The organism is Deinococcus radiodurans R1 = ATCC 13939 = DSM 20539 (genome assembly GCF_000008565.1).
Lineage (GTDB): Bacteria > Deinococcota > Deinococci > Deinococcales > Deinococcaceae > Deinococcus > Deinococcus radiodurans.
In genome coordinates, this window is sequence record NC_001263.1 from 1477346 (window position 1) to 1494190 (window position 16845).

The window sequence follows — 16845 nt, forward strand, 5'->3', positions numbered from 1 at the left end:
TCGGGTATACCGTCGTGTTAGCCTCGGCGCATGACCCAGGAAGCAAAGCAGTTTGAAAAGCAGAGCGGCGGCGCCGACAGCAACCAATTCGGAGCCGGCAAGTCGGCCTTCGTGACCGGCGCGAGCAAGGGCATCGGCTACGCGGTGGCGCAGGCGCTTGCCGCCGAGGGCTACCGCGTGACCATCACCAGCCGCAAGCAAGGCGAGATTGATGAGGCTGCCCAGCAGCTCGGCGAGAACGTGCGCGGCGTGGTCTGCGACGTGAAAGACGCCGCCGCTGTGCAGAGTGCGGTGGACGCCCATGTAGAAGCGTTCGGCAGCCTCGACGTGCTGTTCGTCAACGCGGGCGTGGGCCACTTCGCCAACATCGAGCAACTCAGCATCGAGCAGTGGCAGGACGTCATCGACACCAACCTCTCGGGCGCCTTCTACACCATCAAGGCCGCGATTCCGGCGCTGAAAAAGCAGGGCGGCTACATCCTCACCCTGTCGAGCCTCGCGGGCAAAAACCCTTTCGAGGGCGGCGCGGCGTACAACGCCAGCAAGTTTGGCCTCAACGGCTTGAGCGAAGTCGTCAACCTCGACCTGCGCCAGTACGACATCAAGACCACCCAGATCATGCCCGGCACTGTAGCGACGCACTTCAACGACCACACGCCGAACGAGGACGATTTCTGGAAGATTCAGCCCGAGGACATCGCGCAGCTCACGGTGGACCTGCTCAAGATGCCCGCCCGCACCCTGCCGAGCCGGGTCGAAGTGCGCCCGAGCCGGCCTGACCGGAAGCCGAAGAAATAAATCGTTAATCACATCAAGTGCCGAAGGGAAGAGGAAAAAAGGCCGCGTGCCGCCCTCTTCCCTTCCCCTTTTCCTCCTTTTCCCTGCCGCTGCTACAATGCGCCGCGTGTATACCAACCGCCGAGCCCATCACGAATACGAACTGCTGGAGCGGTTCGAGGCGGGCATCAGTCTGACGGGCAGCGAGGTCAAGAGTGTGCGGGCGGGGGGCGTGGATTTCCGTGACGCCTTCGCCCGCATCAACGGCTCGGACGTGGACCTGGAGGGGCTGTATATCCCCGTGTACAAGGAAGCCACCTACAACAACCACGAGCCCCGCCGCAAACGTCGGCTGCTGCTGCACCGTGAGGAAATCGAAAAACTCCGGCGCGGGCTGGAGCAAAAGGGCCTGACGCTGGTGCCGACCCGGCTCTACCAGAAAGGCCGCTACTTCAAGGTCGAACTTGCCCTTGCCCGGGGCAAGAAACTGCACGACAAGCGCCGCGCCGATGCCGAGCGCACCGTGGCACGGGAGCTGCGCGAACTATGAATCACCTTCAACTTTCCAGCAATCGCCGCTGGGCCCGGCCCCTGCTGCTCTCGGCGGGCCTGCTTGCCGCCGGACTCGCCGGGGCGCAAATCACCATCGGCAAACTCAACCTCGCGGGTAAGGAAGTGCAGAGCGCCAACCTCTACGGCGCCGAGTACGCCAGCCGCACCGCGCTCGACGGCCTGCTCGACATCGAGCGGCAGGGCGAAGTCATGCGGGTGGTCGGCATGGGGCACACCATGCTGCTGCCCATCGACACCGATCAGGTGCGCGCCACCACCGACTTCAACACCGTGCAGATCGACACCGAGCGCGTCAAGGCGCGGACGGCGACCTGGGTGAACGGCGTGGTCTATTTTCCGCTCGACACGCTGGCGCGCGGGCTGGGCGCCGAGTACCGCCCCGGCACCTTCACGCTGGCGTCGCCACAACTTCAGAGTGTAAGCAGCCGCGCGGGCAGCACGAGTGACCGCCTGGTGCTCGACCTCAACCGCGACGTGACCGCCAAGGTCGAGCTGCGCGGGGCCCAGGTCCGCATCATCCTGAAAAACACGACCGGCAAAGCGCAACGCTACACCACGCGCGGCGCCTTTATTCCCAGCGCCGAGGTCAAGCAGCAGGCGTCGGACCTCATCGTCAGCTTCACCCTGCCGCAAAACAGCGGCTACCGCGTCTACCCGGTGGTGCGTTCTGGCGGCACCCGAATCGTGGCCGACGCGGGCCCCGGCGTGCCACAGGACTTTCCGGCGGTGCTCGAGCGGGTCGGCAAACCCCTCATCGTGCTCGACCCGACGCGGGTGGAAGGACTGGGCCGCGACGTGACGCTCGAAGTGGCGCGCCGCTCGGCGGAGCTGCTGTCCAAGGCCGGCTGGCAGGTGAGTATGACCCGCGACCAGGGCACGGCGCTCGGGCAAAACCAGAAACTGCAACTTGCCCGCCAGAGCGACGTGTATCTGGCGCTCGACCTGGGCCGCTTTCCCCAGACCCAGCGCGGCGGCGTGACCGTGTATGAGGGCAGCGGCAACAGCGCCTCGCAGGTCATCAACGCGGTGCGCGGGGGGCAGACGGCGCCGTACAGCCCGCTCGTCATCAGCGACAACGGGGGCAGCCGCCGCCTCAGCGAACTGCTGCGCGGCGAACTGAAAAGCGGCGGCGTGACCGCCGAGCAAGACGACCTGCGCCGGATGCTGACGCTCAGCGAGGCGCCGCAGGCCGCGCTGCTGCTCGAACTCGGCTGGGCCGGCAACGCCCAGGACCGCGCCAACCTCGCCACCGAGGCCCGCTTGCAAGCCCTCTCGGTGGCGGTCGCCCGCAGCGTGGCCAACTACCTGACCACGCGCGCCGCCAACGCCTCGCAGGCGAGCAGCAGTGCCAGCACCACCCAGACCATCCTGACCGGCGGCACTACCCGCGCCGGGGGTCAGCAGTGAGCGTGATGCGCCGCCTCTTTTCGCTGTTCAACGTGCTGGCGCTGCTCGCTCTCGCCGCCGCCGCCTACGCCTATCAGGTCGTGCAGCGCCCCGCCGAGTTGCCCACGCCCCCCAAACTCGAACTGCTCGAGCGCCACGGGGTCAAGCTCAAGGTCTACTATTCCGACCAGCAGGTCAAAACTTTGAAGCCGGTGGACCGTACCGTGCAGGTCGTCGAGGAAAACCCGACCAGCCTCGCGCAGGCCGCGCTCAACGCCTGGGCGCAGGGGCCGCAGCAGGGTGAGGCCCTCGCGGTGGTGCCCGCCGGCACCGACGCCCCGCGCGTCTACGTGCGCGGCAAGCACTACTACGTGGACCTGCTGCCCGCCTACGGCAAGCTGAACTACGGCAGCTCGGGCGAGTGGATGCTGGTGTGCACCATGACCCGCACCCTGCTCGAGCGCGGCGGGGACGACGTGTCTTTCCTGCTCGGCGGTAAGACGGTGGACACACTGGGGCACATCGACCTGCGCCGGGCGTTCACACGGGCCGACTGCCCGAACTGAGCCCCAGCGCCGCCGCTGAGCCCTCACTTCCCTTTCCCATGATTCACGCCATCACCCTGCAAGGGTTCAAATCTTTTGCCGACCGCACCCGCCTGGAATTCTCACTTTCCAGCGGGTCGGGCGGGGTCTGCGCGGTGATCGGTCCCAACGGCAGCGGCAAAAGCAACGTGGTGGAGGCCATTCGCTGGGCCACCCATGGGGCGCGGGCCCGTGACCTGCGCGCCGGACGCGGCTCCGAGCTGATTTTTCACGGCTCGGGCGGCAAGGCGCCGCTGGGGCTCGCCGAAGTGCAGCTCGAACTGCGGACCCCGGCGGGCGAGCGTCTCAACGTCACCCGCCGCATCTACCGCGACGGCAGCGGCGAGCAGGACCTCGGCGGGCGCGGGGTGCGCGCCAGAGACATTCAGGCAGCGTGCGCGGCACCGGGCTGGGGCCGGGGGGCTCGCGGTCATCGGCCAGGGCGAGGTGAGCGGCGTGGTGCAGGCCGAGGGGAGGACCCTGCTCGGCTACTTGCAGGAGGCCGCCGGACTCTCGCGCGCCGTGTCCACCCGCCAGGACACTGAAGCGCGGCTGAAAGAAGCTGACACCCATCTGGAGGGGCTGCGCCTGCTGTTGAATGAACGCGAAACCGCCCTGGCCCGCCTCGCCCGCGCCGCGCAGGACGCGCAGGAGCACCGCCGCCTCAGCGAGCGCGCTGGCCTGCTGGAAGGCGCCCTGGCCCGCGAAAAACAGCTCACCCTGCTGCGTGAAATCGCCGGGGCACGGGCCGAAGCCGCCTCGCTGGAAGCCCGCTCGGCGGCGCTTGCCCGTGAGGTGACGGAGGCCGCCGCCCGCGTCGAGCAGGCCCGCGAAGCCGCGCAGGAAGCCCGCGCCCGCCGCGACGCCTACGCCGGGTCACTCGACACCCTGCGCGCCGCCCGCACCGCCCGCGACCAGGCCGAGCAGTACCGCCAGCATCTGACCCAGGAACGTGAAGGGTTGGAACGCGACCTCGCCGCGCTGCCGCAGACGGCGCCTGCTGAGGCGGCCCCCGACCTCGCCGCGCTGCAAGCCGCCGCTGCCGAGCGCCGCGCCCGTGCCGAAGCCGCCGAGCGCGAGGCCCGCCGCCTCGACACCGACCTCACCCGCGCCCGCGAGAGTGCCGCCCGCGCCGCCGAGGCCCACGCCCGCAGCGACGCCAGCCTGACCACCCTGCGCGCCGAGCTGGAACGCGCCGAAGGCAATCTGGAAACGGCGCAGACCCGGCTGGACGCGGCGCAGGAGGCACTGACCGTCGCTGCCGCCGCCCGCCAGGACGCCGAAACCCGTTACCGCACGCAGGCCGAACAGCGCGAGGCGGCGCAGGCACGGGCAACCCACCTGCGCGCCGAACTCGCCCGCGTGTCGGCGGGGCTCGCTCCGCTGCGGCGTGAGCGCGAGCGGCTGGAAACGGCGCTCAATTCTTACGCCCGCTACGGCGAAGGCGCTCGCAACGCGCTGCGGCAGGAGCACCCCGGCATCGTGGGCAGCGTGGCCGACGTGCTCAGCGTGCCTGCCGAGTACGAAACGGCCATTACAGCGGCGCTCGGTAGGCGGCTGGAGCAAGTCGTTGTCCACACTGGCCAGGACGCCCGCGACATCATTGAGGAACTGAAAAGGGCGGGGGGCCGTGCCACCTTCCTGCCGCTCGACCTCATTCGGCCTCGGCCCCGGCGCGACGGCCCGCTGCTGCGCGAGGCGGGGGTCATCGGCAACCTCGCCGACCTCTGCCCCACCGACCCGCCGCTGGTGGGCGAAGCGGTGCTCGCCGACACGCTGCTGGTGGACGACCTGAGCACCGCCAACCGCCTCGCGCGTGCCCACAGCAGCCGCCCGCGCCTCGTCACGCTGGCGGGCGAACTCGTGGAGCCCGGTGGGGCCATCACCGGGGGCCGCCTGCGCGACAGCGGGAGCGCTGTGCTCGCCGACCAGCGGAGATTTCAGGAACTCGATGAGGAACTGGCACAGGCCGAGCGGCAGACCGCGACCTTCCAACAGCAGTTGAGCGAACTGGAGAGTAAGGCGCCCGACGCCGAGTGGGACGCCCTGCTGCGCCAGCGCGACGAAACCTTGCGGGCCGAGCGCGACGCCGAAAAGCGCGTGACCGAGCTCTCCGCCCAGACCCGCAGCCTGCGTTCACACCGCGACGAGCTGACGGCCCGACTGGAACGTGACGCCGCCCGCCTCCCCGTTCCCACCGAGGACGCCACCGACCCCGCCGAACTGGAAAGCGCGCTCTGGCAGGCGCGGCAGCAGGCTGAAACGGGCCGCGCCGCCGAGCGGGAAGCGCTCGAAGCCCTGGCACTCGCCCGCGAACTGGACACGGCCTGGAAGACGTACCGCGCCGCCGAAGCCCGCGCCGCCGCCCTACGTGAGCGCCTGCGGGTGAACGCCGACTCCGCCGCCGCGCAGCAGGGCGGGCTGGACGCTGCCGCCGCCGAAGTCGCCCGCCGTGAGGCCGCCCTCGGTACGCTCGACGAGCAGGAATTTCCCCGCGCCGAGGCTGCCCGTGAGGCCGCCGCGCTCGCCTACGCGAACCTGATTGGCGAGCAGAACAAGGTGCGTGGGCGGCTCGACGACCTCCGTGTCCTCATCGCCCGGCGTGAAGGCAGCGCCGAGCCCATTCCCGACGGCTGTTCCCCGCCCGGCACCCCGAAAGAATGGACCGCCGAACTCGCCCGCGCCCGCGCTGAACTCGACCGTCTGGGGCCGGTGAACGCCCGCGCCGAGGCCGATTACCAAGCCGAGGCTGAGACGCTGGAGCTGCAACGCCGTGAGGCCGCCGACGCGGAAGCTGCCGCTGCCGAACTGCGCGCCCACCTCGGCGAACTCGAAGGCGTCGAGCGCGAGGCGACCCGGCAGGCCTTCGAACGGGTAAACGCCGCCTTCCGCGAGTACAGCGCCGAGCTGCTCGGCGGCGCGGGCGAACTCGAACCTGAGCAGGACGAGGCGGGCCGCCTCACCGGGCTACGCCTCGCCGTGCAGCCGAAAGGCAAGCGCACCCGCTCTATGACGCTGCTCTCGGCAGGCGAGCGGACGATGGCGGGCCTCGGGTTTCTGTTCGCCCTCAACCATGCCGGCGGGGAGGAAGGCATGGGCGGCCTCCCCCTCGCCGTGCTCGACGAGGTGGACGCCCCGCTCGACGAGGCGAACATTCGCCGCTTTACCGCCTTCCTGACGCGCTTTGCCGAGCGGGGCACGCAATTTCTGCTCGTGACCCACCAGAAGGCGACGATGGAAGTGGCGACCGCGCTGTGGGGCGTGACCACCGACCAGACCGGGGCGAGCCGGGTACTGAGCATCAAGCAGGAGCGGGAATAAGGGCACTTCGCAGGCTGGCGTATGCCTCACCCTGACATCCCGCCTCTGACAACCCTCCTGCGGGCTGGCGAACGCTAGCATCTCCCCCATGCACCACCTCATCCTCCCGGCGCTGCTGCTCGCCTCCGCCGCCAGCGCCCAGGCTGCGCCTACATCAACCGGCCCCAGCTTTGAAGGCCAGATCATCTATCAGGTCATGCCCGACCGTTTCTTCGACGGTGACCCTTCCAACAATGCCGGGGTGGACCGTGCCAACCTCCGCGCCTGGCACGGCGGCGACCTCGCGGGGCTGACGCAAAAGCTGCCTTACATCCAGAAACTTGGGGCGACGGCCATCTGGATGACGCCGATCTACCGCCAGCAGACCGCCAAATCCTTCGACACCGCCGCTTATCACGGCTACTGGCCCGCCGATTTCCGGCAGGTGGACCCGCACTTCGGCTCGATGGCGACCTTCGATACGTTCATGAAGGCAGCGAAAGGCGCGGGGATGAAGGTGGTCCTTGACCAGGTCATCAATCACTACGGCTACGAGGCCCCAGCGGTGAAGGCCAATCCGGGCTGGTTCAACGGCAAGGCGCAGTGCGACGCGACCAAGAACAAGGACGTGGACTGTCCCCTCGCCGGCCTACCCGACCTGCGCCAGAGCGTGCCCGCCGTGCGCCAGCAGTTGTTCGGGAACGGCGACTTCTGGCGGGCGCGAGGGGTGGACGGCTTCCGTTACGACGCGATCAAGCATGTGGAGCGGCCTTTCCTGCTCGACCTGCTGAAAAAAGACCGCGCCGCCGGCACCTGGACGCTCGGCGAGTGGTACGACGCCGACGCGGGCACGGTGGCCGAGTGGCAAAAGCAGGGGTTTGACAGCCTGTTTCTCTTCAGCTTGCAAGCGGCGATGCGCGGCAGCGTGATGGGCGCGTCCAGCCTGGTCAACGTGCGCGAGGTGCTGCGCCGCTCGGACGAACTTGCCCGGCCCGGCGAGGTGGCACTGTTTCTCGACAACCACGACGTGCCGCGTTTCTCGCAGGGCAGCTTTTTCGAGGACGAAGGGCAGGCCCGCACCAAATACGGCCTGCGGGCGCTGCTCACGCTGCGGGGCGTGCCGGTCCTCTACCAGGGCACCGAAATTGCCATGCGCGGCGGAGCCGACCCCGACAACCGGCGCGACATGCGCTTTGAAAGCCAGTGGACGCCCGCCGAAAAAGCCGTATACAACGTGGCCCGCGACGCCATTGCCGTCCGCAAGGCGAGCCCGCCCCTCAGTCGGGGCACCCAGACGCTGCTTCCCGTCCCCGACCGGCAGGCCGACGACCTGCTGCTGCTGACCCGCGAGCAGGGCGGACAGCGGGTGCTGGTGGCCTGGCACAACGGGTTGAAACGCCAGAGCTACTCGCTGAAGCTCAGTACCCTGGGAATCAAGGCGAACGCTCAGGATGTGACCAAGACGCTGTTTGCCGGGCAGGACGCCAAAGTGAGCGTGAAGGGCGGGTATTTGCACCTGAGCCTACCGCCTAAGGACGCGGCGGCGTTCGTTTTGCGGTGAGAGGAGGAGTCTGACTTGCTCCCTCATCTACAGCCCCTGAGACAAAAGGAAAACCCCGCGCCAGGCGGGGCTTTTTATTGGAGCCGAGGGTCGGACTTGAACCGACGACCTACTGATTACGAATCAGTTGCTCTACCACTGAGCTACATCGGCCTGCGGGTGACACAGGCTCAAAGAGTATAGAAACGGCCCGCGAAGGTGTCAACCGTTCCAGATGCGGAATGCAGCAGCGGCCCGCGTCTCATGCAGTCTTCAGCCGCTCTTGAACTTCCCGGCGCGGTGCAACCCTCCTCAGATTCGCCGCGTACTGTGGGTTGTAAGGAGGCACCACCATGTCTATTTTTGATCGTCTGTCCCGTCTGCTCCGCGCCAATGTCAATGACATGATTTCCAAGGCCGAGGACCCTGCCAAGATTATCGATCAGGCCCTGCGGGATATGCGCAGCGCCTACGCCGACGCCCGCAACGAAGTCGCCGGGGCAATGGCCCAAGCGGCCAAGCTCGAGCGCGAGGCCGGGACCAACAGCAAGCTCGCCGCCGAGTACGAGAAGAAGGCCGAAGAAGCCCTGCGTGGCGGTTCGGAAGACCTTGCCCGTGAAGCGCTGCGCCGCGCCCAGAACCACAAGGACCTCGCCAAGGGGTTCGACGAGCAGCGCACCGTCCAGCAGAGCACCGTGGACCAGCTCAAGACCCAGCTGCGCGCCCTTGAAGCCAAGATCGACGAGATGGAGTCCAAGAAGACCCTGCTCGCCGCCCGTCAGAAGACCGCGCAGGCCGGGGAAACCCTCGACCGCGTGTCAGGCTTCAGCAAGGCCGGCGGCGCGATGGACGCCTTCAACGAGATGGAGCAGAAGGTGGCCGGTATGGAAGACCGCAACAAGGCCATGGGCGAACTGCGCAACGATCAGGACTTCGACGCCCAGCTCAAAGACCTTGGCCGTGACAAAGACGTGGACGACGCCCTCGCCGCGCTGAAGGCCAAAGTCCAGAGCAGCAACCAGTAATCGTCTCCGAGAGCCCCCCCCGCCCAGCGGTGCGGGGGGCTTTTTTTTAGGGCGAGCGACCTGCACCTCGCCCTTCCCTGCAACTCCCTGGGTTTTCCGTAGTGCATGACCCTACACGCCCGCACGGGAGCTGACACAATGAGGCCATGACGTTTCTCCGTTCTCTGGGCGCGGCCCTGGCCGCAGTGGGCCTGCTGGCGTCCTGTGCGCCGCGCACCGGGCCCGCCGCGGCGCCGGTCCGCGCCAGCACGCCGGTCGCCAGCGTGTCGTTTTACCCGCGTGAGGCGGGGCTGGTGTGGACCTACCTTCCCGAAAGCGAGGACACCAGCGCCGTGCCGTACGTCCTGCGGGGGCTGGGGCCGACGATTTTCAGCGGAGTCACGGTGACCGCCTCGCAGCTCAGCGGGCGCGGCGCCGACCAGACGTGGTACCGCCTGTACGACAGCCGGGGCGTGCGCCTGCTCGGGTTTCACAAGCCGGGCGTGACTGTCTCGCTCAACCCCGCGTGGCAGGAATACCCCAGTGAGACCGCCTGGAAAGTCGGGCTGGTGTGGCAGGGGCAGTCGGCCATTACCGTTGCGAGCGACGAGGGCAAGGTGCAGGCGCAGGGCACGCTGAATTACCGCTACGAGGTGCAGGACCGCCGTCAGGTCAAAACGCAGGCCGGCACCTTCGACGTGTGGGTCGTCACCCGCCAGATCAGCGACGACGTGGGCGGCCTGTTTCCGGCCACCGAGCAACTGTGGTTCACCCCTTACGTGGGCGAGGTCCGCACGCCGGAAGGGCTGCTGCTCACCTCGCGCAACTTTGCACCCAAAGGAGGCTCCCGGTGAACGAACTTCCCGGCACGTCCGATACCCCGCTGCTCGACCAGATTCATGGCCCCAAAGACCTCAAACGCCTCTCGCGGGAGCAGTTGCCCGCGCTGACCGAGGAGCTGCGCGGCGAAATCGTGCGTGTCTGCTCGCGCGGCGGCCTGCACCTCGCGTCCTCGCTCGGCGCGGTGGACATCATCACGGCGCTGCATTACGTGCTCGACTCGCCGCGCGACCGGATTCTCTTCGACGTGGGGCATCAGGCCTACGCCCACAAAATCCTGACCGGGCGGCGCGACCAGATGGCCGACATCAAGAAAGAAGGCGGCATCAGCGGCTTTACCAAGGTTTCCGAGTCCGAACACGACGCGATTACGGTGGGCCACGCCTCCACCTCCCTCGCCAACGCGCTCGGCATGGCGCTCGCGCGTGACGCGCAGGGCAAGGATTTCCACGTCGCTGCCGTCATCGGCGACGGCTCGCTGACCGGCGGGATGGCCCTCGCCGCGCTCAACACCATCGGCGACATGGGCCGCAAGATGCTGATCGTGCTCAACGACAACGAGATGAGCATCTCGGAAAATGTCGGGGCCATGAACAAATTCATGCGCGGGCTGCAAGTCCAGAAGTGGTTTCAGGAAGGCGAAGGTGCGGGCAAAAAAGCGGTGGAAGCCGTCAGCAAGCCGCTCGCCGACTTCATGAGCCGGGCGAAAAACTCCACCCGCCACTTCTTCGACCCCGCCAGCGTCAACCCCTTCGCCGCGATGGGCGTGCGCTACGTCGGCCCGGTGGACGGCCACAACGTGCAGGAACTGGTGTGGCTGCTCGAAAGACTGGTGGACCTCGATGGCCCGACCATCCTCCACATCGTCACCACCAAGGGCAAGGGCCTGAGCTACGCCGAGGCCGACCCGATCTACTGGCACGGCCCGGCCAAGTTCGACCCGGCGACCGGCGAGTACGTGCCGAGCAGCGCCTATTCGTGGAGCGCCGCCTTCGGTGAGGCCGTGACCGAGTGGGCGAAGACCGACCCGCGCACCTTCGTCGTCACGCCCGCCATGCGCGAGGGCAGCGGGCTGGTCGAATTCAGCCGCGTACACCCGCACCGTTACCTCGACGTGGGCATCGCCGAGGAAGTCGCGGTGACGACGGCGGCGGGCATGGCGCTGCAAGGGATGCGGCCCGTCGTCGCCATCTACTCCACCTTCCTGCAACGCGCCTACGACCAGGTGTTGCACGACGTGGCGATTGAGCACCTCAACGTCACCTTCTGCATCGACCGCGCGGGCATCGTGGGGGCGGACGGGGCCACGCACAACGGCGTGTTCGACCTCAGCTTCCTGCGCTCTATCCCCGGCGTCCGCATCGGGCTGCCGAAAGACGCCGCCGAACTGCGCGGGATGCTCAAGTACGCCCAGACGCACGACGGCCCCTTTGCCATCCGCTACCCGCGCGGCAATACGGCGCAGGTGCCCGCCGGGACGTGGCCGGACCTGAAATGGGGCGAGTGGGAACGGCTGAAGGGGGGCGACGACGTGGTGATTCTGGCGGGCGGCAAGGCGCTCGACTATGCCTTGAAGGCCGCCGAGGACCTCCCCGGTGTGGGCGTGGTCAATGCCCGCTTCGTCAAGCCGCTCGACGAAGAGATGCTGCGCGAGGTGGGGGGCCGGGCCCGCGCCCTGATTACGGTGGAAGACAACACCGTCGTCGGCGGCTTCGGGGGCGCGGTGCTCGAGGCGCTGAACAGCATGAACCTGCATCCCACCGTGCGCGTTCTCGGCATTCCCGACGAGTTTCAGGAACACGCCACTGCCGAGAGCGTCCACGCCCGCGCCGGCATCGACGCCCCGGCGATTCGGACGGTGCTCGCCGAACTCGGGGTGGACGTGCCGATTGAGGTGTAGAGAGGAGAGGTCAAGGTGGAGGGGTTGGCGGCGCTGGCCCCTCCTTCTTTTTGTTGACTCAGCGGGGAGAAGGGGCAGGTAGGCTCGGGCCATGCGAAAGGTGCTGATGCTCGCGGCCTTCATCCTGGGAACGGCGCAAGCGGCGGAAAGGTTGGTGGGGCCGCCGCTGCCGGGCTGTTACCGCGTGAACGGCCTGTACACCGACGGCCCCCGGCAGGTCGTCACGGCGATGTGCAACGACGCGAAAGGCAGTGCGCTGGTGCTGGCAAGTGACCGAGCGAGCGGGCGGACCCTATGGAAACGCGACGTGAGGGCCACCCCCGTTCTGACCGACGTGGGCCGGGGGCACGGCGCCGTCACGCTCTACAGCGTCATCTCAGGAGCCATCACCCGACAGGAAGACTGGCTGCTGCGCCTGGGCGACGGCGCGGTGCTGCGGCATGGCAACTTCACCACCGAGGCGATTGTCGGCGACCACGCCCTGCTGATTGACCGGGACGAGGCCCCGCCGAGCGCCGCATTTCTGGTGGACGGCTCCCGGCTGACCGGCGAAGTCCGTTCCATCGCCGCCAACACAACCCTGACGCGCACTTTCCCCATTTCCGCCCGCCTAAGCTGCGGCTTACCCCAGGTCATCGGCGCGGACCAGCCCGGCGGCATAGGCACCAACGTGCAGCAGTACACCGTCAAGGGAAACACCCTGACCGTCCCGCGCGTGGACCGTTGCGGCAAGTTCAACACGACTTTTCAGTGGGCGACAGTTCCCCTCCCGAAGCCGACCCAGACGGGCTTTTAGTCTTCTCTCCGCCCCTTTCTCCTCCCGACTGTGCCCTGACTCCCGCCCCCGCAGTAAGTTCAGGGCGTAAAATCCTCCCCGTGACCCGCAAGGCCCGTACCCCCAAAGCCGCCCCCGTTCCCGAAGCTGTCGCTGTGGTCGAGCCGCCGCCCCCGGACGCCGCACCCACCGGCCCCCGGCTCTCGCGGCTGGAAATTCGCAACCTCGCCACCATCACGCAGCTCGAACTGGAGCTCGGCGGCGGCTTTTGCGCCTTTACTGGCGAAACGGGCGCCGGCAAAAGCATCATCGTGGACGCGCTGGGGCTGCTGTTGGGCGGGCGGGCCAACCACGACCTGATTCGCAGTGGGGAAAAAGAACTGCTGGTCACGGGCTTCTGGGGCGACGGCGACGAGAGCGAGGCCGACAGCGCCAGCCGCCGCTTGAGCAGCGCGGGCCGGGGGGCGGCGCGGCTCTCGGGCGAAGTGGTCAGCGTGCGCGAGTTGCAGGAGTGGGCGCAGGGGCGGCTGACCATTCACTGGCAGCACTCGGCGGTGAGCCTGCTCTCGCCCGCCAACCAGCGCGGTCTGCTCGACCGCCGGGTGACGAAGGAAGCGCAGGCGTATGCGGCGGCGCACGCGGCCTGGCGCGAGGCGGTCAGCCGTTTGGAGCGCCTCCAGGCCAGCCAGCGCGAGCGGGCGCGGCAGATTGACCTGCTCGCCTTTCAGGTGCAGGAAATCAGCGAGGTCAGCCCCGACCCCGGCGAGGAAGAGGGCCTGAACACCGAACTCTCGCGCCTTTCCAACCTCCACACCATCGCGCAAGCGGCGGCGGGCGGTGTGGAGCTGCTCAGCGACGGCGACCTGAACGCGGCGGGCCTCATCGGGGAAGCGGTGCGGGCGCTCAATGCCGGGGCCAAGTACGACGAGACAGTCATGCAACTGCAAAACGAGCTGCGGGCGGCGCTCGAAAGCGTGCAGGCCATCGCGGGCGAGCTGCGCGATGTGGCCGAGGGGTCGGCGGCGGACCCCGAAGCGCTCGACCGGGTGGAAGCCCGCCTGAGCGCCCTGAGCAAGCTGAAAAACAAGTACGGTCCCACGCTGGAAGACGTGGTGGAGTTCGGGGCACAGGCCGCCGAGGAACTCGCAGGCCTGGAAGAAGACGAGCGCGACGCGGGCAGCCTGCAAGCCGATGTGGACGCCCTGCACGCCGAACTGCTGAAGGTGGGCCAGGCGCTCGACGCCGCCCGCGAACGCGAGGCCGAGCCGCTGGTAGATTCACTGCTCGCCGTCATCCGTGAGCTGGGGATGCCGCACGCCCGCATGGAGTTCGCGCTCTCCGCGCTGGCTGAGCCCGCCGCCTACGGCCTGAGCGACGTGCTGCTGCGCTTTTCGGCCAACCCTGGCGAGGAACTCGGCCCGCTCTCCGACGTGGCCTCGGGCGGCGAGCTCTCGCGGGTGATGCTGGCGGTCAGCACGGTGCTCGGCGCCGACACCCCCAGCGTCGTCTTTGACGAGGTGGACGCGGGCATCGGCGGCGCGGCGGCGATTGCGGTGGCCGAGCAGCTTTCCCGACTCGCCGACACCCGGCAAGTGCTCGTCGTGACCCACCTCGCGCAGATTGCCGCCCGCGCCCACCACCACTACAAGGTGGAAAAACAGGTGGAGGATGGCCGCACCGTCAGCCACGTCCGCCTGCTCACCGGCGACGAACGCCTGGAAGAAATCGCCCGGATGCTCTCGGGCAACACCTCCGAGGCGGCGCTGGAACACGCCCGCGAGTTGCTGGCTGGCTAAGCGAAGGGATGAAAAAGTGGGAGAGGCCAGTTGCGCCTCTCCCCTTTTCTTGAATCCCCGGACGCGCCGCTACTCCTCGTCGTCCTCGTCTAGCTCCTCACCGTCGCCCAGCACCGTGATTTCCACCGATTCCTCGGCCACCCGGTACGGCCCCTCGGCGGCGATGTAGTCGGCAGCCATTTTCAGCGTTTCCTCGACCCACTGGTAATCGTTGCTGATGGTGGCGACGCCGATGACTTCCCAGTCGTGGGCGTCCAGACCGTCGAGCCGGGCCACCGTGAGCGGAAAACGGACCTTGAGCCGCTCGACGACGGGCCGCACCAGGGCGCGTTTTTCCTTGAGATTGCTGACCCAGGGCATTTCCAGCCGCACGGTCAGCACCCCGACGTAGCCGAGCGCCACTCAGAGCATCCCGGCGAGAAACCCCTGCATCCGCACCGTGCGCACAAGGTCCATCACCGTGTGGAAGGAAGGGTCGTAGTGAACTTCGATCTGGCCGTCGTCGGGGGTCGCCTTGCTGACGCCGGGCAGGGCGAGCAGCGCGGCGGCCACTTTGACCCCGGCTTCCTTGTTCATGCCGCGGACACCCAGCAGCACTCGTGTGGCAGTTCCAGTCATGGTCCGCATTATGCCTGCCGCGCTCTGGCGGAAGTCTATCGCGCACGGGCGTCAGGTGCAGTCGTCAGGCACAGCAAAGGGGGACCGCGCCCCCTCGCAGGAGCACGGTCCCTCACTTAAGAAACAGCTCAGTTCTTCTTGTTCTGGTCAACGCTGCCGGTCTGGGCGCCCGACTGACCTGCGGTGTTCTGGCCCGCCGCGCTCTGGCCTGCCGTTCCCTGGTCCTTGATGAAGCTGTCGGTCTTGGGGCTGGTGACCGGCTTCTCGTCGGTGGTGGTGGCTTCGGTGTTGGGGGCCTTCACTTCAGGTGCGTTGGACTGGGGCGCGTCGCCGGGCTTGGGCGCGGGCGAGGTGCTCTCCATGCCCTTTGCCGCCGGAGCGTCAGGCGCGGGGGAACCGCCCCAGGTCGCGCCGGTGGTGCCGGCCTGGGTGCCCTTGGCGGCGGGGGGAGCAGCGGGTGCGGGGGTCGCCTTGGGTTCCTCGATAGATTCGATCCAGGCGGTGCCGATGATCTGACGGGCGCGGTGGCTGAAGCTGTGCAGCGACTCGGCGGCGTCGGGGCTGACGCTTTCCACCGCGTTCAGGACAGCCTTGCGAGCAGCCGGGACGCGGGCGAGAACCACGGCGCCAGCACCCAGGGCGAGCAGGGCCAGCGTGCCGCCACCGATGCCGCCATCGTTCGAGTCGCCGCGCAGAGCATGCTGACGCTGCTTGGCGTCTTTTTCCAGGCGAGCGAGTTCGCGGTCAAGCTGCTTTTGCAGCGGCGCGAGTTTCTTGTTCACGGCGCGTTCGAGCTTGGCGGCGTCCCAGTCGCGGTGGGCGCGGCGCAGGTCCTTCTGGGCCTGACGGCGGGCGCGGGTCAGGCGGCGGTCGGCGTCGCGGCGGCCTTCTTCAAGTGCGTCTTCGGCGTAAGAAATCCACTCGCCCGCACGGTCCTGCACGTCGGAGAGGAGGGCATTGCCTTTCTTGGCCGCCGTCTTCTGGGCGCTCATCAGCGCCTGACGGGCGTCCTTGCGGGTGGCGTCCACACGGTCACCGGCTTCGTCGAGCAGATCCTCGGCGCGGTTCTGCAACCCCGAGAGCAGGGCATTGCCGCTCTTGCGGGCCGTCTTGGCAGCCTTTTCGACGGCCTGACGGCGGTCGTCCACTTCGTCGCGCAGGTCTTCTGCGCCTTGCTGGAGGCCGCTCACCAGAGCGTTGCCTTTCTTACGCGCCTGCTTGGCCACGTCCTCGGCGGCGCGGCGGCGTTCGTCGGCAGCGTCGCTCAGGTCACTGACAAGGCCACGAATCTTGGGCGCGTACTCCTTGTCGTATTCCTTTTGCAGGTCTTTCTGGAACTGCTCGGCGGCGTCACCAGCGTCTTCACGCAGTTGCGCGGCGCGGGCGGCGGCCATCTGCGCCAGCGTGCCGGCGCGGTCCTGCGCCTGCTCGAGCCAGTGCGGGCCTTCCTCGCGCAGGGTGTCGAGGGTCTGCCCGATGGCGGGGCGCACGGTCTCCTCGTAGGTGTCCTGGGCGCTGCGGGCCGCGTCGCGGGTGCCCACGATGAGACCCCGGCGCAGATCACGGTTGAGGGCGAGGGCGGCGAACGCCCCCAGGAGAATCAGGCTGCGGGGGCTCACGCCACCGGTGTTCTGGTTGCTCATGTCGTACTCCTTTCGGTCCAGCCGGGTGGGTGCCTGGCCGGTCAATACTGCTATTGTGCCCCCCACCCGCCGGGCAGAGTGTGGGGAGAATGTAATGCGGAATTCATCT

General features: G+C 68.1%; 13 protein-coding genes, 1 tRNA gene and 1 pseudogene. 11 read left to right on the top strand and 4 right to left on the bottom strand.

Features of this window, described 5'->3' with window-relative positions; translation table 11 throughout:
- Window positions 1-30: 30 nt before the first annotated feature.
- The 6 genes and pseudogenes from DR_RS07510 to DR_RS07535 all read left to right on the top strand — a co-directional run bounded on the left by DR_RS07510 (window position 31) and on the right by DR_RS07535 (window position 8181).
- On the top strand, window positions 31-798 hold the full coding sequence (locus DR_RS07510; protein ID WP_010888106.1) for an SDR family oxidoreductase: 768 nt from the start codon (window positions 31-33) through the stop codon (window positions 796-798).
- Window positions 799-895: 97 nt separating this feature from the next.
- Window positions 896-1327: an SsrA-binding protein SmpB gene (smpB, locus tag DR_RS07515; RefSeq protein ID WP_027480230.1), complete on the top strand. Its 432-nt coding sequence runs from the start codon at window positions 896-898 to the stop codon at window positions 1325-1327.
- Window positions 1324-2757 carry an N-acetylmuramoyl-L-alanine amidase family protein gene (locus DR_RS07520; RefSeq protein WP_010888108.1) on the top strand — a complete coding sequence of 478 codons (1434 nt, stop codon included), beginning with the start codon at window positions 1324-1326 and terminating at the stop codon, window positions 2755-2757. Before smpB ends, DR_RS07520 begins: the two co-directional genes overlap by 4 nt.
- A gap of 5 nt (window positions 2758-2762) precedes the next feature.
- On the top strand, window positions 2763-3302 hold the full coding sequence (locus DR_RS07525) for a GerMN domain-containing protein (protein WP_010888109.1): 540 nt from the start codon (window positions 2763-2765) through the stop codon (window positions 3300-3302).
- 38 nt (window positions 3303-3340) lie between these two features.
- Window positions 3341-6641, top strand: a pseudogene (locus DR_RS07530) (AAA family ATPase).
- A gap of 88 nt (window positions 6642-6729) precedes the next feature.
- Complete coding sequence (locus DR_RS07535) at window positions 6730-8181, top strand: alpha-amylase family glycosyl hydrolase (protein WP_010888111.1); 1452 nt, start codon at window positions 6730-6732, stop codon at window positions 8179-8181.
- A 78-nt stretch (window positions 8182-8259) separates the two neighbouring features.
- Here DR_RS07535 and DR_RS07540 read toward each other — a convergent pair.
- Window positions 8260-8334: transfer RNA gene (locus DR_RS07540), tRNA-Thr, on the bottom strand.
- Window positions 8335-8513: 179 nt separating this feature from the next.
- On the opposite strand from DR_RS07540, the gene DR_RS07545 reads away from it, so the two are divergent.
- The 5 genes from DR_RS07545 (at window position 8514) to recN (ending at window position 14475) form a co-directional block, all read left to right on the top strand.
- Entirely contained in the window at window positions 8514-9185 is a 672-nt protein-coding gene (locus tag DR_RS07545; RefSeq protein ID WP_010888112.1) for a PspA/IM30 family protein, read from the top strand.
- A 146-nt stretch (window positions 9186-9331) separates the two neighbouring features.
- Window positions 9332-10018 (top strand): hypothetical protein, encoded by a 687-nt coding sequence (locus DR_RS07550; RefSeq protein WP_010888113.1) that lies wholly within the window; start codon window positions 9332-9334, stop codon window positions 10016-10018.
- Complete coding sequence (gene dxs, locus DR_RS07555) at window positions 10015-11904, top strand: 1-deoxy-D-xylulose-5-phosphate synthase (RefSeq protein WP_010888114.1); 1890 nt, start codon at window positions 10015-10017, stop codon at window positions 11902-11904. The genes DR_RS07550 and dxs overlap by 4 nt, the downstream gene beginning before the upstream one ends.
- Before the next feature lie 91 nt (window positions 11905-11995).
- A complete protein-coding gene (locus DR_RS07560) occupies window positions 11996-12700 on the top strand; it encodes a hypothetical protein (protein ID WP_010888115.1) in 705 nt (234 codons plus the stop codon).
- Between the two features lie 80 nt (window positions 12701-12780).
- Entirely contained in the window at window positions 12781-14475 is a 1695-nt protein-coding gene (recN, locus tag DR_RS07565) for a DNA repair protein RecN (protein WP_010888116.1), read from the top strand.
- A 69-nt stretch (window positions 14476-14544) separates the two neighbouring features.
- Here recN and DR_RS07570 read toward each other — a convergent pair whose 3' ends face one another.
- From DR_RS07570 to DR_RS07580, 3 genes are all read right to left on the bottom strand, one after another.
- The gene (locus DR_RS07570; RefSeq protein WP_010888117.1) at window positions 14545-14877 is read right to left on the bottom strand and encodes a DUF503 domain-containing protein; all 333 of its coding nucleotides are present in this window, start codon (window positions 14875-14877) and stop codon (window positions 14545-14547) included.
- Complete coding sequence (locus DR_RS07575) at window positions 14878-15102, bottom strand: hypothetical protein (RefSeq protein WP_010888118.1); 225 nt, start codon at window positions 15100-15102, stop codon at window positions 14878-14880.
- Window positions 15103-15221: 119 nt separating this feature from the next.
- Window positions 15222-16781, bottom strand: a complete 1560-nt coding sequence (locus DR_RS07580; protein WP_187767765.1) for an alginate biosynthesis protein AlgP — start codon at window positions 16779-16781, stop codon at window positions 15222-15224.
- Window positions 16782-16845 lie beyond the last annotated feature (64 nt).

Coding starts and splice junctions, on each gene's coding strand:
- DR_RS07545 (WP_010888112.1), top strand. CDS start 8,514: ATGTCTATTTTTGATCGTCTGTCCCGTCTGCTCCGCGCCAATGTCAAT.
- smpB (WP_027480230.1), top strand. CDS start 896: ATGCGCCGCGTGTATACCAACCGCCGAGCCCATCACGAATACGAACTG.
- DR_RS07525 (WP_010888109.1), top strand. CDS start 2,763: ATGCGCCGCCTCTTTTCGCTGTTCAACGTGCTGGCGCTGCTCGCTCTC.
- DR_RS07575 (WP_010888118.1), bottom strand. CDS start 15,102: ATGCGGACCATGACTGGAACTGCCACACGAGTGCTGCTGGGTGTCCGC.
- DR_RS07550 (WP_010888113.1), top strand. CDS start 9,332: ATGACGTTTCTCCGTTCTCTGGGCGCGGCCCTGGCCGCAGTGGGCCTG.
- DR_RS07520 (WP_010888108.1), top strand. CDS start 1,324: ATGAATCACCTTCAACTTTCCAGCAATCGCCGCTGGGCCCGGCCCCTG.
- DR_RS07535 (WP_010888111.1), top strand. CDS start 6,730: ATGCACCACCTCATCCTCCCGGCGCTGCTGCTCGCCTCCGCCGCCAGC.
- DR_RS07510 (WP_010888106.1), top strand. CDS start 31: ATGACCCAGGAAGCAAAGCAGTTTGAAAAGCAGAGCGGCGGCGCCGAC.
- DR_RS07560 (WP_010888115.1), top strand. CDS start 11,996: ATGCGAAAGGTGCTGATGCTCGCGGCCTTCATCCTGGGAACGGCGCAA.